At 45.7% G+C, this 25,043-nt stretch carries 21 protein-coding genes; 10 read left to right on the forward strand and 11 right to left on the reverse strand.

From position 1 onward, the window contains the following. Nucleotides 1-25 precede the first annotated feature (25 nt). The 6 genes from FDZ78_RS13820 to FDZ78_RS13845 form a co-directional block, all read right to left on the reverse strand. Nucleotides 26-868, reverse strand: a complete 843-nt coding sequence (locus tag FDZ78_RS13820; protein WP_136408791.1) for a histidinol-phosphatase — start codon at nucleotides 866-868, stop codon at nucleotides 26-28. A gap of 59 nt (nucleotides 869-927) precedes the next feature. Then, on the reverse strand, nucleotides 928-1,896 hold the full coding sequence (gene floA / locus FDZ78_RS13825) for a flotillin-like protein FloA (protein WP_107031457.1): 969 nt from the start codon (nucleotides 1,894-1,896) through the stop codon (nucleotides 928-930). Nucleotides 1,897-1,998: 102 nt separating this feature from the next. Beyond that, the gene (locus FDZ78_RS13830; protein WP_136408792.1) at nucleotides 1,999-3,435 is read right to left on the reverse strand and encodes a hypothetical protein; all 1,437 of its coding nucleotides are present in this window, start codon (nucleotides 3,433-3,435) and stop codon (nucleotides 1,999-2,001) included. Nucleotides 3,436-3,508: 73 nt separating this feature from the next. After that, complete coding sequence (gene gltA, locus FDZ78_RS13835) at nucleotides 3,509-4,984, reverse strand: NADPH-dependent glutamate synthase (RefSeq protein ID WP_107031455.1); 1,476 nt, start codon at nucleotides 4,982-4,984, stop codon at nucleotides 3,509-3,511. A 75-nt stretch (nucleotides 4,985-5,059) separates the two neighbouring features. After that, the gene (locus FDZ78_RS13840; protein WP_136408793.1) at nucleotides 5,060-5,848 is read right to left on the reverse strand and encodes a sulfide/dihydroorotate dehydrogenase-like FAD/NAD-binding protein; all 789 of its coding nucleotides are present in this window, start codon (nucleotides 5,846-5,848) and stop codon (nucleotides 5,060-5,062) included. Nucleotides 5,849-5,887: 39 nt separating this feature from the next. Then, entirely contained in the window at nucleotides 5,888-6,397 is a 510-nt protein-coding gene (locus FDZ78_RS13845; protein ID WP_160631909.1) for an RHS repeat domain-containing protein, read from the reverse strand. Nucleotides 6,398-6,566: 169 nt separating this feature from the next. Here FDZ78_RS13845 and FDZ78_RS13850 point away from each other — a divergent pair, with 169 nt between their 5' ends. From FDZ78_RS13850 to FDZ78_RS13870, 5 genes are all read left to right on the forward strand, one after another. Beyond that, a complete protein-coding gene (locus FDZ78_RS13850) occupies nucleotides 6,567-7,946 on the forward strand; it encodes an MATE family efflux transporter (RefSeq protein ID WP_136409192.1) in 1,380 nt (459 codons plus the stop codon). 133 nt (nucleotides 7,947-8,079) lie between these two features. Then, nucleotides 8,080-8,751 carry a two pore domain potassium channel family protein gene (locus tag FDZ78_RS13855; protein WP_123611084.1) on the forward strand — a complete coding sequence of 224 codons (672 nt, stop codon included), beginning with the start codon at nucleotides 8,080-8,082 and terminating at the stop codon, nucleotides 8,749-8,751. 137 nt (nucleotides 8,752-8,888) lie between these two features. Next, nucleotides 8,889-9,314, forward strand: a complete 426-nt coding sequence (locus tag FDZ78_RS13860; protein WP_107031451.1) for a DUF5606 domain-containing protein — start codon at nucleotides 8,889-8,891, stop codon at nucleotides 9,312-9,314. A gap of 11 nt (nucleotides 9,315-9,325) precedes the next feature. Continuing rightward, on the forward strand, nucleotides 9,326-10,012 hold the full coding sequence (locus tag FDZ78_RS13865) for a hemerythrin domain-containing protein (protein WP_107031450.1): 687 nt from the start codon (nucleotides 9,326-9,328) through the stop codon (nucleotides 10,010-10,012). A gap of 1 nt (nucleotide 10,013) precedes the next feature. After that, on the forward strand, nucleotides 10,014-10,613 hold the full coding sequence (locus tag FDZ78_RS13870; RefSeq protein WP_136408795.1) for a LuxR C-terminal-related transcriptional regulator: 600 nt from the start codon (nucleotides 10,014-10,016) through the stop codon (nucleotides 10,611-10,613). A gap of 81 nt (nucleotides 10,614-10,694) precedes the next feature. On the opposite strand, the gene folE is transcribed toward FDZ78_RS13870, so the two are convergent. The 3 genes from folE to tpiA form a co-directional block, all read right to left on the reverse strand. After that, nucleotides 10,695-11,273: a GTP cyclohydrolase I FolE gene (folE, locus tag FDZ78_RS13875; protein ID WP_107031448.1), complete on the reverse strand. Its 579-nt coding sequence runs from the start codon at nucleotides 11,271-11,273 to the stop codon at nucleotides 10,695-10,697. Between the two features lie 21 nt (nucleotides 11,274-11,294). Further along, entirely contained in the window at nucleotides 11,295-11,768 is a 474-nt protein-coding gene (locus FDZ78_RS13880) for an SPOR domain-containing protein (RefSeq protein ID WP_107031447.1), read from the reverse strand. A 112-nt stretch (nucleotides 11,769-11,880) separates the two neighbouring features. Further along, on the reverse strand, nucleotides 11,881-12,636 hold the full coding sequence (gene tpiA / locus FDZ78_RS13885) for a triose-phosphate isomerase (protein ID WP_107031446.1): 756 nt from the start codon (nucleotides 12,634-12,636) through the stop codon (nucleotides 11,881-11,883). Nucleotides 12,637-12,915: 279 nt separating this feature from the next. Between tpiA and FDZ78_RS13890 the strand changes: the two genes are divergently transcribed. Next, nucleotides 12,916-14,145 (forward strand): ISAs1 family transposase, encoded by a 1,230-nt coding sequence (locus tag FDZ78_RS13890; RefSeq protein WP_240740280.1) that lies wholly within the window; start codon nucleotides 12,916-12,918, stop codon nucleotides 14,143-14,145. Between the two features lie 163 nt (nucleotides 14,146-14,308). Here FDZ78_RS13890 and FDZ78_RS13895 read toward each other — a convergent pair whose 3' ends face one another. After that, nucleotides 14,309-19,342 (reverse strand): DUF4132 domain-containing protein, encoded by a 5,034-nt coding sequence (locus FDZ78_RS13895; RefSeq protein ID WP_136408796.1) that lies wholly within the window; start codon nucleotides 19,340-19,342, stop codon nucleotides 14,309-14,311. Nucleotides 19,343-19,357: 15 nt separating this feature from the next. Continuing rightward, a complete protein-coding gene (locus tag FDZ78_RS13900; RefSeq protein WP_133166491.1) occupies nucleotides 19,358-19,798 on the reverse strand; it encodes a hypothetical protein in 441 nt (146 codons plus the stop codon). 175 nt (nucleotides 19,799-19,973) lie between these two features. Here FDZ78_RS13900 and purT point away from each other — a divergent pair, with 175 nt between their 5' ends. The 4 genes from purT (at nucleotide 19,974) to cdaA (ending at nucleotide 24,935) form a co-directional block, all read left to right on the forward strand. Further along, entirely contained in the window at nucleotides 19,974-21,158 is a 1,185-nt protein-coding gene (gene purT / locus FDZ78_RS13905; protein WP_107031443.1) for a formate-dependent phosphoribosylglycinamide formyltransferase, read from the forward strand. After that, nucleotides 21,130-22,755, forward strand: coding sequence for a DUF6377 domain-containing protein (locus FDZ78_RS13910; RefSeq protein ID WP_136408797.1), 1,626 nt, complete (start codon nucleotides 21,130-21,132; stop codon nucleotides 22,753-22,755). Before purT ends, FDZ78_RS13910 begins: the two co-directional genes overlap by 29 nt. A 548-nt stretch (nucleotides 22,756-23,303) precedes the next feature. Then, nucleotides 23,304-24,143: a dihydropteroate synthase gene (folP, locus tag FDZ78_RS13915; protein WP_107031441.1), complete on the forward strand. Its 840-nt coding sequence runs from the start codon at nucleotides 23,304-23,306 to the stop codon at nucleotides 24,141-24,143. Nucleotides 24,144-24,155: 12 nt separating this feature from the next. Beyond that, nucleotides 24,156-24,935: a diadenylate cyclase CdaA gene (cdaA, locus tag FDZ78_RS13920; RefSeq protein ID WP_123398197.1), complete on the forward strand. Its 780-nt coding sequence runs from the start codon at nucleotides 24,156-24,158 to the stop codon at nucleotides 24,933-24,935. Nucleotides 24,936-25,043: the final 108 nt, after the last annotated feature.

Consider the following 25,043-nt stretch of genomic DNA (forward strand, 5'->3'; position numbering starts at 1 on the left):
GTAAGGTTCTTTGTCGTTTTACTGGTCATGAATCGATAATTTGGAACGCAGCTTCTCGCCCGGCACTGATTCGCTCAGGATAATGAGCATCACTGTTGATTGCAACTGGTATTCCGGCGGAGACGAGTTTTCTTATTGTGTCAGGTGATGGGAATAATCGTGGGGCGTATGTGGCAATCTGGCTTGGAGCAGCCCCGACCGGAGCTTCCCATGCTTTGGTATTCACTTCTGCTATAATCCCCTTGGCTGCGATTGCGTCGATAACATTGTCGAGATGTTTCTGATACCAGCGTTCCAATTCTATGCCAGGCTTGAAATGTGAAGCATTGAAGCCGATCTTGTCGAAATGCCCGATAATGTCAAAGCCTCCGGCTTCTATCATCTCAAGAGTGCGCTCATAGAATTTGTCAACCACATAGCGGATATCATTGTCAAAATATTTGCTCATTTTGTCAAGAAAATTCTCCGGGCGCCCATCGACATCAATCATCGTTTCTCCGTCAGCAACCGGTATGAAGTGGATTGAACTAAGCTTGTAGTCAAGAGGAAGCGAGGAAAAATAGTCATGTGAAGCACCCCAGGCCTCTCCCAGATAATCAATTTCCATGGAAAGATACAGATTGATCCTGCCGCGATATTCTTCCTTAAGTCGGTTGAATTCAGAGATATATTCCTCAACCTGTGATTGCTCCATATTGCATGGAGAATGGAAAGGAATTGGAGAGTGAGGGGTGAAGCCATAGTGCTTATAGCCTGCTTTCACAGCCGCATCTGCGAAGCGCGCCATATCGGCGCGCCCATCGCAGAATTGAGTGTGTGAATGCAGGTTATAAGATCTCGTTGATGAGATGATTTCCTTAACGGTCATATCGGCTATAATATGGTATACTTTTCAGGTCTGAGCATTGGCAATGCTCGTAGGATGTTTTACTTAGCAGTGGGAGGATTGGCTATGTTCTGTCGCATGTTCGTGTCTGATTCGATATTCTTCATGCGGTAATAGTCCATGATGCCAAGATTCCCTGAAAGAAATGCTTGAGCCATTGCCCGTGGCAACTCGGCTTCAGCTTCAATTACTTTCGCGCGGGCTTCCTGGGCTTTTGCCCGCATCTCCTGTTCGAGAGCTATAGCCATAGCTCGACGTTCCTCGGCCTTGGCCTGGGCAATGCTTTTATCAGCCTGTGCCTGGTCAATTTGAAGAGCCGCTCCAATGTTTTTGCCTATGTCAATGTCTGCTATGTCAATAGAGAGAATCTCAAAAGCAGTACCGGAGTCAAGCCCCTTACGCAATACGAGTTTGGAAATATTGTCAGGATTTTCAAGTACTTGCTTGTGACTTTCAGATGAGCCGATAGAAGAGACAATACCTTCGCCTACACGGGCGAGCACGGTGTCTTCTCCTGCTCCGCCTACAAGCTGCCGGATATTGGCGCGCACTGTTACGCGGGCTATGGCAATGAGCTGGATGCCGTCTTTAGCAACTGCTGTGACGTGAGGAGTTTCAATGACTTTAGGATTCACTGACATCTGTACGGCCTGAAATACGTCTCGGCCGGCAAGATCTATAGCTGTCGCCATTTTGAAGCCAAGATCAATATTTGCTTTTGATGCCGACACCAAGGCATGGACTACCTTCTCTACATTGCCTCCGGCAAGATAGTGGGCTTCAAGATCATCCCGTGACACATCGTTAAGACCAGCCTTGTGAGCTTCGATCAAGGCCCGGACGATGACTGATGCAGGCACTTTTCGTATGCGCATCAGAAAAAGCTGCATCAGTGAGATTCGTACACCGCTGACACGAGCTGAAATCCACAGAAAGAATGGAACATAATAGAAGAAAATGCAGATAATGATCACCAGTGCGATCAGAATCAAAATCAGGGTTACTTCCATAAGCGGTCGGTTTGATTGGTTAGAGAGTAATTTGTTTCAGTAGCGGATTCTTTGGCTTGTGCTGACACAATCATTTGGGAATGTCTGTTGCTTAGACAAGTCTTAGTCCATCACAGCCGTGATAATGCTGTTTTTTATTCTTTTCAGCTCTGCACGGCGGTGATCAAGCCCATTTTCAAGAGTCAGAATTTCATGCTCGACGCTTCTGTCGCCCGCAGCATATGCCTTTCTGAGTTCGGCGAGATGGGCCACGGCATCATCGTAGGCTTTCTGCTCGTCCAGATACTGTCTCATCGCTTCGCGTGCCATGCCGGAGGCGAGATCAGACACTGAAGTTATGATTTTGCCGTTTGGTAATGCAAATTCAAACCTGCGGTTGCTGCCTGATGTTTTTGATAATTCCAGTGATGCGATTTTGTCTCTGAATTTAGAATAATCTCTATCCGGATTCTGAGTCATGCCGATTGATGTGACTTTTGCGTAATCGGCCAGATTTGGGGTGTCTACCGGATAATTGATTCGTAGATCCTGAGGAATGAAGGTGTAGATTGTAACTGAATCTTTCAGCCCGTTTCGGTCTGTGGCCCACCATCCGGCACCGGTCTGCTCGTCTATGGCATACATATAGTCATTGTAAGGCGAGTTGTACGGCATACCGATATTAGATGGTTGCAGAAATCCGTCCTCATCACGGCGTGAAATGAAGATATCCAGATCACCCAATGAATTCTCTCCATCAGCGGCGAAATAGAGAGTTATCCCATCGGCCATCAGGAAGGGGTAACCGACCCAGCTGCCGTTTGAATTGCTGAAAATGGATTTATAATCAAACAAAGCCGCCGGGTTATCCCAGCTTCCGTCGGCCAGGCGGTAAGATTCAAACATTTTCGATTCGCCGTCATTTGCTGATCCATACCAGATCATATCCTCTCCGGATTCCGAAATATATGCAGGAGCCCATAAGCCTGAGATTGATTCAGAATCAAGATACTCTTTCGGGACAATACTCTCGATTTCAAATTCATCAGCCAGTCGGCCGGCGCTCTTGGCAAGTTTGATAAATTTGAAAAATTGATCAGCCGGAACGTTTATACTGTCTACAATCTGGATTTTTTCCACACGGTCAAGCATACTGCGTCCGAGATCTATCCTTGAACGCAGATAGTCAGTCCAGTCAAGAGTTTCATCTCCGTTGCCGTAAGAAAATCCCATATCTTTGGCGGCTTCGTTTTTTGTCCGTTTGGCCAGATATTTGTCAAGATATTCATCGGCTTTGTCAAAATCATATAGGTAGAAGTAACTCTCTGCAATGCCAAGATTACCGGAGTTGCCACCTTTTAGATAGAATGGAATAGCTTCCTGAAAACGGCCGGCATCTTTCAGCAGATCTGCTGCTTTCAGATTTGCTGCCTGATTTCTTGGTGCGTCCTTGGCTGCACTGATAGCCGCCGAAATTTCAGTATTGTCATCCCCTCGGAGCGGGGTTGCCGCTCCGAGTAAGGCTGAAAGGATAACTATATTTTTTAATAGTTTAGTCATATGGTCAGTATATGAAATTCGGTTTGGATGCCCAAATTTAGTAAAATTCGGGCAGATACGCAAACCTCTGTCGTCAGTCTTGTCCGGACAGGGCCTTGTCCATAGCAGCTGCAGCCCGTCGTCCATCGCCCATCGCGAGGATGACTGTCGCACCGCCGCGTACTATATCTCCTCCGGCATATATGTCGTTCAATGATGACTGCATAGTCTCTTCATTGACCACAATTGTGCCTCGACGGGAAATCTCAAGTTCTGGAATCGCATGGGGAATAAGCGGGTTGGGGGAGACTCCGACGCTGACAATCACGAGGTCCACTTCGATTTCGTCAATGGCTCCTTCTATCGGCACCGGTGACCGCCGGCCTGATGCGTCAGGTTCGCCAAGCTCCATGCGCTGCACTCTCATGGCCCGGACGCGGCCTTTGTCATCTGAGAGATATTCCACCGGGTTGCAGAGGGTAATGAATTCTACACCCTCTTCCTGAGCATGGTGTACTTCTTCAACGCGGGCCGGCATTTCTTCAAGGCTTCGGCGATAGACAATCATTGCTTTCTCAGACCCTTGGCGGAGAGCTGTGCGCACAGAATCCATTGCTGTGTTTCCGCCGCCTACCACAGCCACCCGATTGCCTTTCAGCACCGGTGTGTCTTCGCCGGGACGCCCGGCACCCATGAGGTTGATACGTGTAAGATATTCGTTCGACGACATGATGCCGATAAGGTTCTCTCCTGGAATACCCATAAATCGGGGGAGCCCGGCTCCTGATGCCACAAAAATCCCATCGAACCCTAACTCGTGGAGTTGGTCGTAAGAGATTGTCTTCCCGATCACACAGTCTTTGACAAAATCCACTCCTTCAGCGCGGAGAGCATCGATCTCGGCTTCAACAACTGAATTCGGCAGACGGAATTCAGGAATGCCATATTTCAAAACCCCGCCAATTTCATGGAGCGCTTCATAAACTATGACTTCATAGCCTTTTTTGATCATGTCTCCGGCAAATGACAGTCCGGCAGGTCCGGAACCGACCACGGCTATTTTCCGGCCGTTTCTTGCGACTGATGAATCACCATTCGGCTTGATGCCGTTTGCCTGATTGTTCATGCGTTCGAAATCAGCTGCAAAGCGTTCAAGATAACCGATTGCCACGGGCGCCTTTTTCATCTTATTATATATGCAGCGTGATTCACACTGCTTTTCCTGCGGGCAGACACGTCCGCAGACCGCAGGCAGTGCACTGGTCTGTTTCAGAACCGCTGCGGCAGCAAGAAACTCTCCGCGTTCGATATTCTTTATAAACGACGGGATATTGATAGATACCGGACATCCGTGGATGCACTGCGGATCGGGGCAGTCAAGGCATCTTGTGGCCTCGATAATTGCCTGCTCGGCTGAAAGACCTTGGTTTACTTCATGGTTGCACGTGATACGATAGGCTGCGTTCAGCTGAGGCATTATGGTGCGAGGTATTGATGAACGCTGTTTTGCGCTTAATGAATTGCGCTGTTCTTCACGCCACTTTGCATCGCGGCTTGTATTCTGATCCATTTCTGAATAAGGATATTGAGGTTAATATAAGAGGCTGGATTATGGTTGTTGCACAGATGAGTCGCTCTGAAAAAATCAGTTATAGGCTCTCAGACGCATCATCATTTCATCGAAGTCGACTTTATGGGCATCGAATTCAGGACCGTCAATGCAGACAAATTTGGTCTTGCCGTCAACAGTCACTCGGCAGGCGCCACACATACCTGTGCCGTCAACCATAATGGTGTTGAGTGAGACCATAGTCGGAATTTCGTATTTGCGGGTAGTCAGGGCAACGAATTTCATCATCACGGCAGGGCCTATTGCTACGACCTGATCAACTTTTTCTCGTGCGATCACGTCTTCAAGGCCGGCGGTTACAAGGCCTTTCTGTCCTTTTGATCCGTCATCTGTCATTATGATAACTTCATCGCTATACTCAGCAACTTCCTTTTCGAGTATTATCAGTTCAGAAGTCCTTGCCGCCAGAATTGACACCACACGATTGCCGGCTTCTTTCATCGCTTTTACAATTGGGAGCAGCGGCGCAACGCCCACTCCGCCTCCGCAGCAAACCACGGTTCCGACCTTCTCTATATGTGTGGCTTGTCCAAGTGGCCCGACAATGTCTGTCAGGCACTCTTTGGGTTCAAGAGCACAGATCTTGCGTGTGCTTTCTCCGACAGCCTGCACAACCAATGTGATTGAGCCTTTCTTGAGATCAGCATCAGCAATTGTAAGAGGAATGCGCTCGCCCCCATTTCCGGTGCGAACAATTACGAAGTGTCCCGGACGGCGGGAACGGGCTATCAGAGGTGCCTCCACTTCAAGTTTGACTACATTTTCGGAAAAATGCTCTTTCTCAATAATTTTGTACGTTGACATAGAGAATATTGTTGGAGTGATTGGTTTATTGATTTAAGGTTATTCCAAATAGATTATATTGCGGCATTGCCGGATGGTCTGATCCATAGACTTTAGTTTCTCAAGGCGTTCTGTCCAGTTGCCGAATCTGTCATGCTTCAGATACGTGTATGTTCTGACCTCTTCGACACCGTTCATATTATAGCATTGTTCCGTCAGATGCCCGCTTGAATCGTAGGCATAAGTCTGGACCCATTGCTCGTCACCTGAAACGGCCTCGACTCTGACAACCCGACCGGATTTATCATAAAACAGCCTCATTTTTATTGTGGTGTATGTGTCTTCGTCATCTTCAGTAGCCTCAATGAGGGTGATTGATGATATTCGCCCGGCTGAATCGCGTTCGCAGTCTACTTCGTCACCATCAATTTCGATAAGAGAACCATCAGAGTCAAAGGTGTACTCGTTTTGCCATTCAAGACCGGCATCATCCATGACGACGCATAGCGAATCAATCGGTCCGGCCAGGCAAAACATAGGGAGATCGTTGGCCTTGCAGATAAGGCTCATAAAAAATAACAATACGAAACTAACAGACTTCATTATGGAGTTTTGATGACCATTCTTATTTTCTTAGAAAACAAAATTAGTATTTATATCTCAATTAAACGCTAAAAAATACTAATTTTTGAATTGCCAGATGAACTTTTTGTAATTTTGTAATAGAAACACTATGAAAATGTCTGGTAACGATGCCTCAAAATTAAGAGAGCTCAGCGAGTCGCCGGCAGGAAGACTGCTGTGGCGGTATAGCCTCCCTGCTGTGGTTGGCATGTTGGTTATGTCTCTTTATAACATAATTGACCGCATATTCATAGGTCAGGGTGTAGGGCCGGAAGCTATCGCGGGACTGGCCATAACATTCCCGGTTATGAATCTGTCAGCCGCCTTGGGGGTCTTGATCGGCGCCGGAGGATCGGCGCGACTGTCAATATTGCTTGGTGCTAAAAATTATGATGATGCAAGACGCACTTTGTGCAGCTCACTCATACTACTGATGGCAATTGTGTGCTGCTATCTGTGTTGTTTCGCCATATTTATTGACGAGATTCTCATTGCGTTTGGAGCAAGTGAAGTTACACTGCCTTATGCCCGTGAGTTCATGCTGTATATTCTGCCTGGAATGTTCATGACCAACTTCGCTTTTACATTCAATAACTTCATGAGGGCATCAGGCTATCCGGTCAAGGCAATGCTGACAATGCTGATCGGTGCAGGTTGCAATCTGGTACTTGCTCCTATCTTCATATTCTATTTGAAACTGGGTATTAAAGGAGCTGCTATCGCAACGGATATCTCCATGATGATCTCAGCCTTCTTTGTCCTGTCTCATTTTTTCTCAAGGAAAAGCACATTGCACTTTTCCGGAAGCCGTGAAATGTATAGGCTGAAGGCTAAAATAGTACTACCGGTGCTATCCATCGGAGCTGCGCCTTCAGTAGTCAATGCCGCAGCTTGTTTTATAAATGTAATTATAAACAAAAGTCTCTATTTTCATGGCGGGGATATGGCGGTAGCTGCTGCGGGTATATTCACATCTTACACTTCGATGATGACAATGGTTGTTGTCGGCATATGCCAGGGAATGCAACCTATAATAGGCTACAATTATGGTGCCGGACGGCTTGATCGCCTGCGCCGGACATTCTGGCTTGCTGTAGGAGTGTCAACCGTCATTGTGACTACCGGTCAGACAATCGGATTGTTGTTTCCGGAATATATCGGTCGGGCATTTTCAAATGACCCGGCTTTGATCAGCGAGACTGCACGCTGCCTGCATATTTCATTGCTGGCGTTTACGGTTGTCGGATTTCAGGTCGTATCCACTACTCTTTTTCAGTCTATAGGCAAAGCAAAATCTTCCATATTCCTTTCTCTAACGAGGCAGGTACTCTTCCTGATACCTCTTCTGCTTGTTCTTCCGCCACGCATGGGGCTCGATGGAGTCTGGACAGCATTCCCGCTGTCAGACCTCGTTGCGACTATGGTGACAGCCGTGATGGTCTACTATCAACTCGCGCAATTCCGAAAATCAGCAGTGGTGAATGCCGGTTGCTGACCGGCAGAGTAGTAGAGGCGAGGCATATGACAAATCAACAAAAACAAACTTTACACCGTTGTATAAATAATAATGTAGAGTCTGTTGTCATATGAATGTTTCAACTGCGGATTTAAAAGTCAGAGACCGGATAATGAAAATGATGCACCTCGGTGTGGTGATACTGTCTTTGTTGCTTATCACTCTCATTACGCTGGATACATTGCGTAATGTCTCCTTTCTTGCCGATACTACCTATCTGAAAGTTCAGTTTTGGTGTTGCCTGTTCTTTATGGCCGATGTGTTTGTAGAGATGCTTTTTTCGGTTAAAAAGCGCAAATATCTGATAAACCATCTGTTCTTTCTGCTTGTTTCGGTGCCTTATCTGAACATATTGCATTATTTTGATATCCCGCTTGACAATCATGCCGAATATCTGCTGAAATTTGTGCCGATGATCCGCGCGGCTTACGTCTTTACAATAGTTACCGGCGCAACCACCTCGTCAAAGTGGGTCAAGAACATGCTTGCCACTTATCTGATAGTGTTGATAGTCGGTGTTTACTTTTGCTCACTCACATTTTTTGTCGCAGAGAATGGCGTCAATCCGGGAGTTACAGACTATTGGTCATCGCTTTTATGGTCGATCATGAGTCTTACAACTGCCGGATGCTCCATTCATGCGATGACGGTGACCGGGAGGGTCCTTGGAGTCGTGCTATCGGCAGTAGGACTTATATTTTTCCCGATTTTCACTGTGTTTCTGACTAACAGTTATACATCTGAACAAGATGCTGGAGGAACTACATCTGATAAGCAAGGGTGAAAATTGGTCATACATTGTGGCTGAATGTGATTCCGGCCGGTTTTACGCTTTATGGTTTTTCGGATAAATTTTGAGACAACCATCAAAATTTGTACCTTTGTCTGCAACTAACTAAATTCATCACTAAAAAAAGAAACATGCTTAAAAATATTCTTTCAATATCCGGTCGTCCCGGATTGTTCCGCTTGTCAAACCGCGGTAAAAACATGCTGATTGTAGAGTCTATTGCCGATGGTAAGCGCACTCCTGCATATGCCCGTGATAAAGTTATTTCATTGGGCGATATCTCAATTTACACCGATGAAGGAGATGTGCCTCTGTGGGAAGTTCTTGAATCTGTTAAAGTAAAAAGCAATGGCGAGCAGGTTGATATCAAGTCTATCGGCAACGATGCTGCCGTGCGTGAATACTTCGCTGGCATTCTTCCGAATTTTGACCGTGAGAAGGTTTACACTTCAGATATCCGCAAGCTTCTGACTTGGTACAATCAGCTGCTTGCAGGCGGTATCACAGAGTTCAAACCGGAAGAAGCTTCGGAAGAAAACGCAGAACCTGAAGCTTAAAAACCAGCGTGATGCTCAGCAAACAATTTGCAGCGAAAGATAGTGTTGTAGATCTTATAGATTATGACTATAATGTCCTCACTGTCCTCAGTCGTTTCTCACTTCCTCTTGGTTTTGGCAACAAAACCATAGAGGAACTCTGTGAGGAATCAGGCATAAACACCGATTCGTTTTTGTTGATAATAAATTTTCTCCTTTCAGGAGAGATTGACGCCGAGGCGCTACACCGGATTTCTCCGGTTGATGTGGTCTATTTTCTTCACAATTCGCATGACTACTATCTTTCATACAAACTGCCTCACATCCGTGCGAATCTCTGCAATGCTCTTGATGATACACATAGTGATATAAATCCTATAATTGTAAAGTTTTTTGATGACTACACAGATCTTGTCAGAAAGCATTTCAGTTATGAGGAGACCGTGGTATTCCCGTATGTAAAGGATATGTGTGAAGGTCGTCAGTCTGATTATAGTATTGATGTGTTCCGCCGTTCACATGACGATGAGGTTGCAGAAAAGCTTGCCGACCTAAAAAATATCATATTGCGCTACTATTCTACTTCCATGCCGTTCAGAATGTATGATGCCTTGGCGGATATATATAACTGTGAGGAAGATCTGAATTCTCATGCCCATATAGAGAATAATATACTGATCCCTCTTATGACACGAATGGAAAACAATCAGAGCCTATAAAATGATGCGCCATATAAACATCGGACTTCTCCTGCCCTCTGCCATACAGGCATCGGGTATGGCAAGCATATTGCGAAAATTTCAGGATGGGAATGTTACTGTCAAGGATATCAGTGCGTTGAATTATCTTGAGGAGATTGCGGCATTTCATCCGTCGGTACTTATTGTTGATCCGGCTGTTACAGGTATTGACTGGAGTGTGCTGAAAAGTGCATCTTCTCATCCGTTAAAACTGATAGCTTTGCTCTGCCAGCAATATCCTCAGGGTTTGTTGAAGTGGTTTGATTATACATTTTCCATCTATGATCCGGCGGATTCCATCATAGATATAATGCGGCGCAATATAGATTCTGAAGATGCCGATGACCGAGGAAAAGATCTTAGTCCTCGTGAAAAGGAGGTTATAGTGGGAATTGTTAAGGGCTTGTCCAATAAAGAAATTGCATCTGAAATGGGGGTTTCAGTCAATACCGTGATGACGCATCGCCGAAATATAGTTGCCAAACTTCACATCCACACTCCGGCAGGTCTTACAATTTATGCTATTGTGTCAAATCTTGTCAAGCTTGACGAGATAAAGGCTGATATGGGAAGGCTCTAACAGTATCGAAACTGATCAGGCAACACAACTAATAAAAAGGGCCTTTATAAGTAGTCTGAGCTGACGGATTTGCCGGCTTGATCAGTGTGAAAGCGCATGAAAAAAGTCATCACGCAAGGTGCTGCTGTCTGAGAAGACACCGGCTGTTTCAATGGTAGTTGTGGTTGAGTCTTGTTTCTCAACTCCACGCATTTTCATGCACAGATGTTCGCCAGAGCACACAACTATTACACCTTTGGCATTTAGTTTTTCCATTATAATATTGCAGATCTGGGCTGTCATGCGTTCCTGGACTTGCAGACGGCGAGCATAGAAGTCGACGAGTCTTGCGAGTTTACTCAGTCCGATAGTTTTGCCGTCAGGAATATATCCGACTGATACTTTTCCGAAAAACGGCAGAATATGATGTTCGCACAGAGAGTAGAACTCGATATCCTTGACGATTACCATCCGAGAGCCTTCATATGAAAAAACGGCATCATTGATAATGACATCAGGGTCTTGTCGATAGCCGCGAGTGGCATAAACCATAGCTTTTGCCGCGCGCATGGGGGTCTTGACTAATCCCTCGCGGGTAGTGTCTTCGCCTAAAAGTTTCAGTATAGCTTCGTAGTGGGATGCGATTTCCCTGATAGTCTCGTCACTAATTTCAGCAGCCATTGTGTTGTTGTGAATGGTTTATTATTCATGTACTGTCACACGGTCGCGCACCACGCGAATTTCTTTGCTGTAGGCAGGAAATGCCCGGCGAAGTTCATCGGCCGCAGCGTTTGCATCCTGCTGGGTGCGAAAATCTCCCACTTTCAGTCGCCAGTAAGGAGATGTGTACATGACATACGTCTGATACTGCGGAAAACGGGATGATATGATGCGTTGTTTGGAGCGTGCCTCATTTTTGGCGGTACGCGCGTTGTTGTCGCTAAACACTTGTACCCGAAATCCGGCCATGCGTCCGTTGACCGGACGCGCGATTTCTTCTTTTGACTCCTCTTCAACACCTTCGACTGGGAGCAATCGTTTCAGAAGCTCTTCCGGTTGATTGATAACGTTTGATGTGCCGCTTGTGATGTGATCTACAATGGTCACAACCTCGGTTTCAGCAATAGCTGCCGGGGCGGTCAGCAATGCGACAAGCGGAAGCAGGATTTTCTTCATGGCTGATAGTGTTGTTTGACGGAGTGATTGGGTTAAGTAGAAATTCCCGCACGGAAAATGATTGAGCCAAGAGTCGTTCAGATCACGTGCGGGAATATATGTTTAAATCTGATCAGAATGCATTTACAATGCCCATAAATGACGCTGCTTCAAGAGCGGCACCACCGATGAGGCCACCATCTACGTCGGGTTTGGCAAAAAGCTGGGCTGCGTTTGAAGGTTTGCAGCTGCCTCCATAGAGTATCGAGGTGTTGTCTGCGACTTCCTTGCCGTACTTGTCAGCGATAGTCTTGCGGATGAACGCATGCATCTCCTGTGCCTGATCGTCAGTTGCGGTTTTTCCGGTTCCGATGGCCCATACAGGCTCGTAAGCGAGAACGATTTTGCCGAATTCTTCAGCGTCAAGGTTGAAGAGGCCTTCCTCGATCTGGGCTTTTACTACTTCGAAGAAGCTACCGTCTTCTCGCTGTTCGAGAACTTCACCGATGCAAAAAATGGGGGTGAGGTTATTGTCAAGGGCGAGACGCACTTTCTCACGGAGAGTTTCAGAAGTTTCGCCGTAGTACTGACGACGTTCCGAGTGGCCGAGGATCACATAGGTAGCGCCTGTCGAGGCAACCATAGGGGCTGAAATTTCACCGGTGTATGCGCCTGATTTGTGGTCTGCGCAGTTTTCAGCTCCAAGACCAAGCTTGTTTTTGTCAATCACATTATTGATTGATGCAAGGTGAGTGAAAGGAACACAGATGACAACATCGCACTTGGGCTCGGCACCGGCGAGAGCCGCATTGACTTCTTCGGCGAGCTTGATTCCTTCGGGCAGCGTGGTGTTCATTTTCCAGTTGCCTGCTACGATATTTTTTCTCATTTTACCTTAATTAAAATTGGGTTGAAAATTCGCTGACAAAATTAACGATTTCCGATGAATAATTCAAACAGAAATCCAACTTATCTTGTTTCGCTGACACGGCTCTTTCATTTAAGATTTCGTCTCATTCTCGACAAATGTGTTATTTTATAGCGAGAGCAGTACGGGTGGAGAGGCTTTAACCTCTGATTTTCAAGAAAATAAGTGCAATGAAAATTTGGCCAAGTGGCAGATTTTTAGTAACTTTATAGGTGATAATCAAAGAGTTACGCCAAAAAAATGAAGCCACTTGACCAAGTCTGTTCGACTGACGCCTATGCGCCTGATCATACCGCAAAAGTACACAATAAATTTGACACAAGGCGCAGTATCATGGAAGAACTTCGAGCGTTTGCCTCATCCGTGCCGGATTTCCGTAGATTGGACAAAGGCAATTTCCGTCACAGCCTCAACGATATCATCATGCTGATGATACTCGGACGTATGGCCGGATGCATCGGACGAGCCGAGATATTGGAGTTCGGCAGATACAACCTCAACAAATTACACAAAATGGGCCTGTTAAGGAACGGCGTACCATCTGAGGCCACGCTTTGCCGTGTGGAGAACGGCATCAACGATATGGATATGGCCGACAGGATGCAGCAGTTCGCAGACATATTCCTTGAAAGACTTACTTGCGCCAGCCGCATCATTGAAATAATCTGCATTGACGGCAAAGCCGAGCGCGGCACCGTTCAGGAAAACGGGCGAAGCCCGGATATCGTCTCTGCCTATTCGTTCAGCACCGGCATAACAATCGCCACCGAAGCCTGTCAGGAAAAGAGCAACGAGATAAAGGCCATACCGATACTTCTTGATAAAATAGATGTCGCAGGAAAGATTGTCACAGCCGACGCAATGTCTATGCAGAAGGATATTGTCGAGAAAATCAGAAAGAAAGGCGGAGACTTTCTGATAGAACTCAAAGCCAACCAGCCGTCATTGCGATACGGCATTGAGGACAGGCTAGTGGAACACACACCGGTATATTCTTACACCGAAGGTCCCGAACTGGCCCACGGCAGGATAGAGACGAGAACCTACCGCGTATATGACGGACTGGACATTATCGCAGACAAGAAGAAATGGGGCGGAAACATGACCATCATAGAGTATGAATCGTCCACAGTCAAAAAGTCAACAGGAGTACACACCTCAGAAAAACGCCTGTACGTCAGCAGTATGCCTACGCATACTCCGAAGCCAGGAATCTTCGTGCGCAACCATTGGTCAATAGAAAGTATGCACTGGGGGCTGGACTACAATCTTCAGCAGGACAATATAAAACGCAAGTCAACAAGAGCCGCCAGAAACCTCGATACCATACAAAGAATAGTTTACTCGGTGTTCTCAATATGGAAAGGACTTCGCAAGAAACAATCAGATAAGAATAAAGGCATAGCCGAACTGATCAGACATATCTCGATGAGCTTTACCAGACTGATTCGATTTTTAAGTCAAAAGTGAAAAAAATAAGATTTTGATACCAGAATAACTCTTTGATATACAGACATGGAAAAATTACCCGATTCTCAATGAACCGGGTAAGGGAAGATATGCTATTTATTTTAGGTTAAATGAAAGAGCCGTGTTTCGCTGAAGTCTTTGGCCGTCAAATGTCGGCTTCATGTCATAGTTGATTAAGGATTGAAGGATCTTTGATGCCGGAGTCATCTGCGAAAAGCAATATTTTGGAAATGATTTCTGCGGTTTTCGGGTCCTCGTCAAGAAATGGAAGAAAGATGCGCCCACGATTTTGAGTATGGACTGGCAGAACGGCAATCTGTGTTCCGCCTTCCTTGTGGATAGTTCCGCTGCCGAGATGAATGTTGTAACAGCCGAGTTGTCCGCTTACCTTTGCAAAGTTGCCGACCAGACTGACATTACTAATGCCGAACATAGGCAATGTATGACTGACAATGGCACGTCGCATTTCAATGGTAGAATGGCTGGTTTCCGGGTCTACGCCTCCTGCATGGGCCACACTCACGGCAAGGTCAACATCACGCATGATTTCAGAGAATGCGATCGGGGAGACTTCTGAAATTTTCTTGTCTTTGAATGTTCTGCGGTCATGAAATTCGACATATTCCAATGTCGGCGATTCGATGTCAGCGGGTGAAAACCAATCGGCCATTGCATATAGCACAGCTGTCACATTGCTGTTAAAGCATATTTTTTGGAGTCCGTAATCATAGTCTACAGTCCACTGTCGCTTTTTAAGTAGAGCTGCAGCGCGAGACGGCATGATCTGATTGCCGGAATAGCGCATAGATCGGCTTGAATCTTTTTCTTCGGTTGTAGGGATATATAGTTCACGGAACACCTGCTTGAACGGCTGCCTCCACTGATGGTCAAAAACAAAAGACTGATATGCGTTCCATTCTTTGCTGGAAAACAGGTCGAAAGGATGGGCGATGCGAAGACGATTGTCTGCGCTTATGGCATTGATTACACCTTCAGCTGAAATGATTGATGCTCCGTCTTCTCCTGGGAAACCGGTCTGCCCGCTGTCCGTTACAAGCACAAGGCGTGAAAACATTTTCCATATTATAGGGTTTTCTTTAAGGCTGCTGATCTCATACCCGGAAAACTCAGCGGATTCGATCATCGCCTGTTCAAGTAAAGCCCGGCCACGGGAGTGTTGCTCTTTCAATAGTTTATACACTTCTTTCAGATGACTTACATAAGTCTCTTTTTTGAGTCTTGAAGGAATATTTTGCAAAATCTTGCCGTTGCTTTCGCAGATTATCTCAGGTTCACCGTCATCAATAAGCAGTCTTAAGCTGACGCCACCGAAATGTTTTGGGACAAGGTATTTTTCGGCATCTTTAATGAGGGTGGCTTCCATGCTCCATGTCAGACGTGTGGAGTCTCCATAACCTGCCGTGCGGGCGAGATTGTCAAGAGCGAGTTTAACTGCACGTCCCTCGCTCTCTTGACGCTGTGCGCCAAACTGCTTGCTGTCTTTCAGGAATTTGTTAAGAAAAATATAGCGTTCTTTGAGGCCGCTATGTCTGTTGCGCCCCAGAGGTATCAAGCCAAGGGATACTACCAGATCTTTATTTCTTTTCTCTGAAATCTCTTCCATAACTTGTTTTGCTTTCAGATTGCCGAGAAGAGCATCAGAGAGTTTCCGAGAACGACTGTGGCGGTTGCCGTCGGCCACATGTTTTGCCGAGGCATATATAAATTCGTAGCGTTTACGTCCCAATGCCTTGTAGATCTCATGAAACCATGCCGGGTCACAAGCTCCATCAGCAAAGTCGCCAGGTTCTACCGCTGAGTATCTTGAGATGCGCGACTTAGCGCGGTCATCCAGAGTGTCAGCTGTATGAGCCATAAAGTAATATGCACCGCTTGAAAGCCCTTTCCAGCCAATGGCTTCTTCGGTGATTTCCAGCCATCGTCGGGAGAACATCGCTGCTTCAGCAAGTTGTTCGTCTGTAATTCCGGCTGCTTTTGCTTTTCGCTTTAGCTCTTGTGGAGTGTCTGAGTCTGCCGGAGTGCAGGCCTGAAGCAAGGAACTCAGTATTTCACGTTTATTTAGATTGGCATAATATCCTTTGGCTACGGGCTTGTCTTTTCCAAGGGCCTGCAAGATCTGCAATAGCCTGTCGATTCCGCTGATGACTCTGATTTCATATGCCAAAGGAGAAACCGGAGTTTCTGAATCACCCCTTTTCAGCTCGATGTCAAGTATACGCTCAATGGCCTTGTTGATCAGTCTGCATTCGTGACCGCTGAGTGGTGTGAGCTGTTGGGCCCAACGTGGCTTTTCGGCTGCCGGCAAGCATTGTGAAAATTCAGCAATCATGCTCTTTCTCATGGCTCCTGACATCATTTCTTTAAGCATGGCTTCATCTGAAATCGCTCCGAGATTCCATGCGCGGAGATATTCCATGACATTGAGCGGGTTTAGGTAGAAGTTGTTGTCGGTTATGCAGGATTTCGTCTTGCATATTAAATCGTAGCGAGCGGCAAAGGACCGCAGAAACAGGTCATCCGGCATGTCGCTGCTTGATTTTTTGCAGATTGCCATTAGTGTGGCTATCGGCTGGACGTTGTAAATGCAGTGGTCTTGTGGCAATTCCCATGTATGGGCTTTATAGCTCCTTATACATTCATCTGCTTTTATGCGAAGTGCGAAATCCGATATGAAATCGGTCGCGATTTCCAAAATGGCCTGCCCGCAACAGTATTCTTCTGCCAAAGCGGATACTATGTCAATTGCCGAATGAAAGTAAGTGGAGTTTTTAACCGGATTCAGGATGTCAGGATCGAAAACTCGGCCTAATATGCGTTTCAATATTGGATAAAAGGGCTTGTCAGAGACGTTGGAGGTGATTGTTGCAAGCCAAAGACGCAAAATATTTTCCGGAGAGCTGATCTCATTATAGTAAAACTCTTTCCAGACTTCGGGCATGGCAAGAGACTCAAGCCCCAGCTTATATGATTTTAGAACGGTATTGCCTAAGCGTGAAATGTTTCCATAACGATCCGTAAATTCGTAATCGGCATGTTTCTCGATCAAATTGATAATAGCCTGAATCAGTTCTACGGCATGGTTATTTCCTTTTTGCAGGATCTTCTTTAAGATATTTTCATCAGATTTGAAGGTCAGCGCTTTTTCCGAACTGAAATCAGCCGGGCATGTTACGGAGACAGAAATTTTGGCATCGCAGGAATATAGACCGAATCCATTTTTCGGTGTGTATATGTTTTCTTTTGAATCGTTTTCGGCAAAAATGGACTCAAGCAGCACCCGTTCTTTGGATGTTGGATTGGCTATGGCCGAAAGTTCGGGTTTAAGTGCGTTTATGGCTTCGGCTTTCTCGCCTTTAGCAATCCAGTTTTTTAGTATGCTGAGCCCGGCCAGTCTGCGGTCTGCTGATTTGTCTGAAAAAAGACGCCTTACAGAGCTGATGGCTTTGTTGTCAGGGAGTGAACCGAGAATTTCTATAATACATGTGCGCATCGGTGCCGCTTTGAGGCGCAGGTGTGATTCCATTGCAAGATAGTCTTCATCTACCAAATCATTCCAGTCATGCAAATTCCTGACTATCCGGCAGGCTTGATCACGAGCATCGCTGCCTTTGTCAGCCATCATGGCAACGGCGAATTCGACTTGGCGCCGCGTCTGACACCTATATAAAAGATATTTGATGTAAAGCCCTCTGTCGTACGGATCCAGCGAACAAACATAATCAAGCGCCTTTTCTGTATAGTCCGGAGAGGATATCAGCAGTGCCAGTCTGCAAATTTTCTGCGCAATCCGGCTTTTTGTAAGGACTCTGCTGACCCAAGGGAACACATATGGGTCAAAGACCTCTTTGTCTTTGACTGAGGTATACAGAGCTGTCAGCAAAGCAAAGTCAGCTTCAGCATCTTCTCTGGAGTCAAAATAAAAGCTGAGGTCTGGGATTCGCATGTCATTTTCATTTGCTCTCAGATAGAGTTGAAAACGTGTGTCCCTCAGATACATGTCAAGAAGTCCTGCTATTACTTTGTGGTCTTGAGATCGGACACGAAGTGCGAGAGATGTCATTTCGTTTATTAATTCGACATCCTGAAGATATCCAATAAACAAAGCAGCTGCTTCTGCAATATGGGCAGGGGAGTGCTCAAGCAACTCTCTGACAGGCAGCTTCACGCTGTCTGTGTCAAAGAATGCCATAGCCCACAGCGCTAAGTAAACAGTCATGGGGTCATCACAGCCAATCGCTTTCGCTGCATTATCACGGTCTGATATAAGATGGGATACGAGCGTGAAGAATTTTTCTGTTATACGTTCTGATGCTTCCTGATCTCCAAATCCCGTTGCCACGGCAAGCCCTCTTTTTATAGCTGAAAACCGCTGAAGATTATTGTCTATTATAATCTTCAGTAGATATATGAAACTTTCCGGTTGACCTTCATCCATAGTCTCTACTATAGCTTGCCGGAGCCCTTCCTGCATACGTGCGGCAAGCAGCAATCTGCCCTCAAGTTCTAACAATTCGTGATTGCCACTTAGAGAGATAGCTCGGAAATGATCAAAATACATGCGATTGGCATTATTTTCCGATATCATGGCTTCGGTCAGATAGTCGATACACTCCCTGTCTCCAATCGAGATTTTTGCTGCAAGCCAGCTGTCAATGTCGATTATGGTGGAAAATTCCTGTTGTTCATCAGGTGTTCGCCCTTTACGTAGGATCTGAGCAGTTGAAAACCCGGTAGCTTTGAGCAATACAAACTGGCGTAGAGCCTGCGCTATTTTGCAAATGTGGAGGCTGATACGAGCGGAACGCAAGGAATGTCGGGTATAGCCTGTGGTATATGGAGCTTTGGCTTCAAGTCTGATATACTCTCCGAAGAGGTCTGTCCACTCTTTACAGGAGGCAGGGCCATCCAAGCTGCTGCCAAACAGATAGTCTATTGCAGGACGTAATCCCCATTCGAGAAACTCCAATGTATTCCAGACCACGCGCTGTTTAAAGTAGCTGTGCAATGCTGTTTCGAAGTGCGACTCATGGCACGTCTGATCGATATCATTGAAAAAATGCCTGAGAAGTTCATGTGCTTCGCCGGATAGATTGCGAGTGTTGTTTAACCCGCTTCTCAATTTTTCAATATAGGACACACAAAGGTCGTTGTAGCTGTTGTTCCAATGAATTCTCATAAGTTTGATGCTTTTTTACCACATTCTGCCTGATAGCATGGTTAGGCGTATTATTGTAAGGGTGTCTCCCTCGGCGATTTCGACTTGACTTTCATTCGAACCGAGTTGGCTCCCGTTGAGGAAGATCTTGAAAATGCCGTCTTCATGGCATTGCAGGGCATTGGCTATGGCTTTTTCAGGATCTTCCTTTCTGTTATTATAGATAAGTCCGAATGCAATGCGACCTGCTTCTGCAAGATTATTAACCTGATCTTCAGTCATCGGGGCTACCTGGTAGTCGGCGTCTGGATCAGCCGGGACATCATCAATGCGATCGTTGTATGCCGATACTATAATGCGCACAAGCGAACTGATCAATTCGCCTGTGGTATTCAGTCCGGCAGGAAGTTCTATGGGGCAGGGCACTATTGCTTGCCGCGTACGGCCCGGCCTTTTTTGCTGCAGATATATTTTCATGATAGGTGATTCTGTCGCCATTCCGGCAGGGTGAAACACTATGTTTTGTTCTCCGGTGGAAATTCCGGTGTTTGGGCGAAGTTACAAAATAAATTGTTAGTTTGAACGATATTTCGTGGAAAATCGGTAAATTTGCAGCATATTGTAATCACTCATTATCATTTATTAGATCCAGATGACAAAGATTGGAAGCAAGTGGACCAAAAGCGGTCGCAAAGCCATGCTCCTTGGCAGTGGCGAGTTAGGTAAAGAGGTGGCAATCGAACTCCAGCGCATGGGAGTGGAGGTTGTCGCTTGTGACAAGTATGCCAATGCTCCCGCCATGCACGTAGCCGACAGAAGTCGTGTGTTCAGCATGCTTGATGCCGATGCGCTGCGTGCTGCGATAATAGAGGAACAGCCTGATCATATAATTCCCGAAGTAGAGGCTATTGCTACTCCGGTATTGGTTGGACTTGAAGAAAAGGGGTTTCACGTTACTCCAACTGCAAAAGCGGCCCTGCTGACCATGAACCGAGAGGGAATACGCCGATTGGCTGCTGAAGGACTTGGAGTGAAGACCTCGCCATATCGTTTCGCGTCTGATTTTGAGGAATTCAAGGCTGCCGTAGAAGCTATTGGCATTCCATGCGTTGTGAAACCGATCATGTCATCAAGCGGTCATGGTCAAAGTGTAATTAAAACAGCAGAAGATATTGAAAAATCTTGGAAGATCGCCCAAGAAGGAGGCCGCGCTGGAGCAGGACGTGTCATAGTGGAAGGTTTTGTAAAATTTGATTATGAAATCACACTGCTTACAGTGCGTTCTGTTGCCGGCACTTCGTTCTGCGAACCAATTGGGCATATTCAGGTAGATGGTGATTACCGTTATTCCTGGCAGCCTCAGCCGATGGATTCCGCGGCCAAGGAGGCTGCTCAGGAAATCGCCCGTAAAGTGACTGATGCGCTTGGCGGATATGGCATTTTTGGCGTTGAGCTGTTTGTTTGTGGTGATGAAGTGATTTTCAGCGAGGTTTCTCCGCGTCCGCATGACACAGGCATGGTAACCATGATTTCACAAGATCTTAGCGAGTTTGCCCTCCACGCACGTGCACTGACCGGTCTGCCCGTTCCGGAAATACGTTTCCTCGGCCCGTCGGCCTCTCGTGCGGTCGTGGTTGAAGGTGACAGTACTGAGGTTATTATGGATAATCTGGAAAAAGTTCTTGAAGAGCCCGGTGTGCAGATGCGTATATTCGGCAAGCCCGAAGTCAAAGGTCATCGCCGCATGGGCGTGATACTCGCCACCGCAGACTCAGTAGAAGAAGCAAGAGCAAAAGCGGAACGAGCATATGACAAACTTAATGTTCAGATTCTTTAACGCATCAGGTCGATTCGGCAAAACTCAAGTATTTGCCGTTCTGATGATTTTTGCAAACCTCCTTGTGGCCGGCAGTGAGACTATCGGCCGCAGGGAGGTTGCTTCAATGCTCAAGACTCTTGACTCGGAGCTTGAGAATCGCGAGGTGTATATATCCAGGCGTCGCACGTCTATTGACTCCCTCAAGAACGTGCTGAAATGCAGCTCGATCTCTTCTGACGATCGCTTGTCTACGCTCCTGATGCTTGGTGATATGTATAATGCTTATAATACGGATTCTGCTGTTTCCATCTATGATAAAGGGGCTAGTCTGGCACGTGATCTGAAACAGGATTCTGTAGCAGTGCGCTTTGAATTGAGGCGTCTGACCTATCTGCCGCTTCTGGCGTTTATCAGTCAGGCTGAGGACGAGCTCTCGCGGATTGATTTCAGGTCACTTCCCAAGGGTCTTCAGGAAGAGTATTTCGATGCTGCACGGCAGATGTATTTCTATATTGCAGCTTACTATGTTAATTATCCGGATGTATATGACCGATATATGGCCAAATCTCATGATGCCCAAAAGTCATTGATCGGGCACCTGGAGGAAGGATCTCCGCGATATATGTTGAATATGGGCGAATACTACTATTATAATAAAGAGTATTCCAAAACCCAGGCACTTGCGATGCTGCTGATTGATCAGTTGCAACCGGAGGACAATCTCTATGCGCGAGCCTGTCATCTGCTCGCCGAAATATCAAAGGCGAGAGGGGAGCATTATGCTTATGAATACTATTTGGCGTTGTCAGCTATTGCAGACACCCGTGGTGCTACTCTTGAAGTGGCATCCCTACAGGAGCTTGGCAAGACTATTTATCTCAATGGCGATGTGCAGCATGCTTATGACTATCTTTCCGTAGCCTTGTCAGATGCGGTAGAGTGCAATGCTCCATTGCGCATACTGCAGTCTTCGCAAGTGTTGCCGATAATCGAAAGAGCCCAAAAAGCAGAAATCAGGAGTGCCCACATAAGACTGTATGTCATTATGGTGGTTATGGCGGTTTTGTTGATGATACTTGCTATTACGCTTTATGTGCTCCATCGAAAAAATCGGCAGATGAATCGCATGGCGCTACGGCTGGAAGAAGCCAATAGCACTAAAGATGTATATATATCGCAATTTTTGAACTTGTGTTCGATATACATGGACAAACTGACGCAATTCAACAAGATGGTCAACCGAAAAATAACCACCGGAAAGGTTGATGATCTACTCAAAATAACCAAACAAGGCAAATATATTGAAGAGCACTCAAAAGAGTTCTATGATGTGTTTGATGATGCATTTCTCCATATATATCCAAACTTTGTAGCAGAGGTCAACAAGCTTCTTCGCCCAGAGGAGCAAATTGTATTGCGCGAAGGCGAAAAACTCAACACCGACTTGCGCATTATCGCATTCATGAGACTTGGAATAGAGGAAAGTTCGCGTATCGCTCAAATGATGAACTATTCGGTATACACCATTTATACATATCGCAACAAACTTAAGAATAGAGCTATCTCAAGAGAGACATTTGAGGGTGATCTAATGAATATAAAATCTGTTTCATGACTTGAAAAAGGGGTATCATTTGTTGCACATAAATATACAAAACGATATATTTTATCTCAATTAGAGCACATAACATTCTATATTTTTATTTATTGCAAAGTATGTATTCTGCTGATTATCAATGCAGGAATATCTAAATTTACTTTATAAAGCCTCAATTTAACCATTGATGTATTGCGTGTGCCTCAGAATAGATATAATTTTGCAATGTGAGAAAGCCTCAGCCGAGAGTAATCTCCCTCGGTTTTCTCCATCTCATGAATATCGAAATTAATCAATGATTTTTAGTTTTAGGGTTAGTATAGATTGTTAGTATCTTAGCGTAAAATCATTAGTTATATGAGAAGAATTGCATAATAGTAAATGTGTTTTTATGTTAGGTTTGTAGAGTCTTATTGCTAAGACAACAACACGACTTCTCTGGGAAGAGAGGTCGTGTTGTGGTTTATATGAATTGGGATGTAGCTGAGAAGTTTGTGGAATTGATTTGTGGATAAGCAAAAATTTAACTAATTTCGCGTGATATTAATTTATGTAGTATAATCGCGATGTTTGCTCCGTTTTCGCTTAATTTAAAAGGCTGTCTCCATGTTTATAACCGTCCGCAAGTGATGGGGATAGTAAACGTCACGCCCGATTCCTTTTATAGTGGCTCACGCACAATGGATGAAACTGAAATAGGTCTGCGCATAGAGTCAATGATTGAGGATGGTGTCGATTTTATTGATATTGGGGCTTATTCATCGCGGCCGGGTGCTGGTGACATCTCTCCTCAAGAAGAAATGAACCGCTTGCGCAAGGGGATGGCAGTACTGCGAGGCATAGCGCCTGAAATCCCGGTTTCGGTTGATACTTTTCGCGCAGATGTGGCTAAGGCTGCCATAGAAGAGATGGGCGCTGATATCATTAATGATATATCCGGAGGAGCGCTGGATTCCAATATGTTCGACATGGTAGCCCGGTTAAAAACTCCGTATATACTCATGCACATGCGCGGAACGCCGGCAACCATGCAGCAGTTTACAGCATATGCTGATGTAGTGGCCGATGTGGTTTCGGATCTTTCGGTCAAGTTGCGCCAGTTAAGGCTTGCCGGAGTGGCTGATGTGATTGTTGATCCGGGGTTTGGCTTTAGCAAAAACCTTGAACAAAACTTCAAACTGATGAATGATCTGTCCGCCTTTTCCGTGCTTGACTGTCCTGTACTTGTCGGTATATCCAGAAAATCGATGATAACAAAGAGTTTAAATATAGAACCATCTGACGCTCTTGCACCAACAGTTGCCCTTGATGCTATAGCTTTGACTAAAGGAGCGTCTTTCATTCGTGTCCACGATGTACGCGAAGCCGCTCAGACTGTAACTCTCTTTAGTTTGCTCAATTCTTAAAAATACATTTGTATGATTCAGTTTGGCATCAAGGATGCGTTTGATATAGCCATAGTGGCGCTTCTGCTTTTTTATCTTTATAGGATAATGAAAGAGAGCGGCACATTGAATATATTTTTCGGTGTGCTGGCATTTATAATAGTATGGGTGCTGACATCACAGATTATAGAACTTAAGCTTCTTGGTTCTATTCTCGATCAGTTTATGGGGATAGGCCTTTTGGTACTTGTGATTTTGTTTCAGGATCAGATAAAGCGTTTCCTTGTTGAACTTGGCGATCATAAGCGCTGGAGGTTTCTTAAAAATTTATTCCGGCATGAAAAACATAACTCATCTGCAGATACCCGCAAGTATGTGCTCCCGATTGTTTATGCATGCATGAATATGTCCAAAACCAAAACCGGCGCACTTATAGTAATCCGGCAGGAAATACCATTAGAGTCATATGAAAAGAGTGGCGACATTATTGATGCTGATATCAATTCGCGTCTGATTGAGAATATCTTCTTTAAGAATTCTCCATTGCATGACGGAGCGATGATAATTGATCACGATCGTATCAGAAGTGCCGGATGTATTCTTCCGGTCAGTCATGACCGAAACGTACCGAGGGCTTTGGGGCTGCGCCATCGCTCGGCTCTTGGTATTTCGCAGGCAACAGATGCTTTTGCGATAGTCGTATCGGAAGAGACCGGCAATATTTCAGTAGCTCACAGGGGGGCGCTTACAACCCGCCTGAGCTCCACAGAGCTCGAAAATCGCCTTTCTCAGATAATGACCAGTGACAAGTAGCCCCCTATTAATCGCGCATAAAGAGCCGACACCGAGTAATTAAGCCATATTTGAGGACTTGCATTTGTTAAATTCCGATCTTTTTAGTAATTTTGTGTGGTAAAATAA

Source organism: Duncaniella sp. B8 (genome assembly GCF_005304985.1).
Taxonomy (GTDB): Bacteria; Bacteroidota; Bacteroidia; order Bacteroidales; family Muribaculaceae; genus Duncaniella; species Duncaniella muris.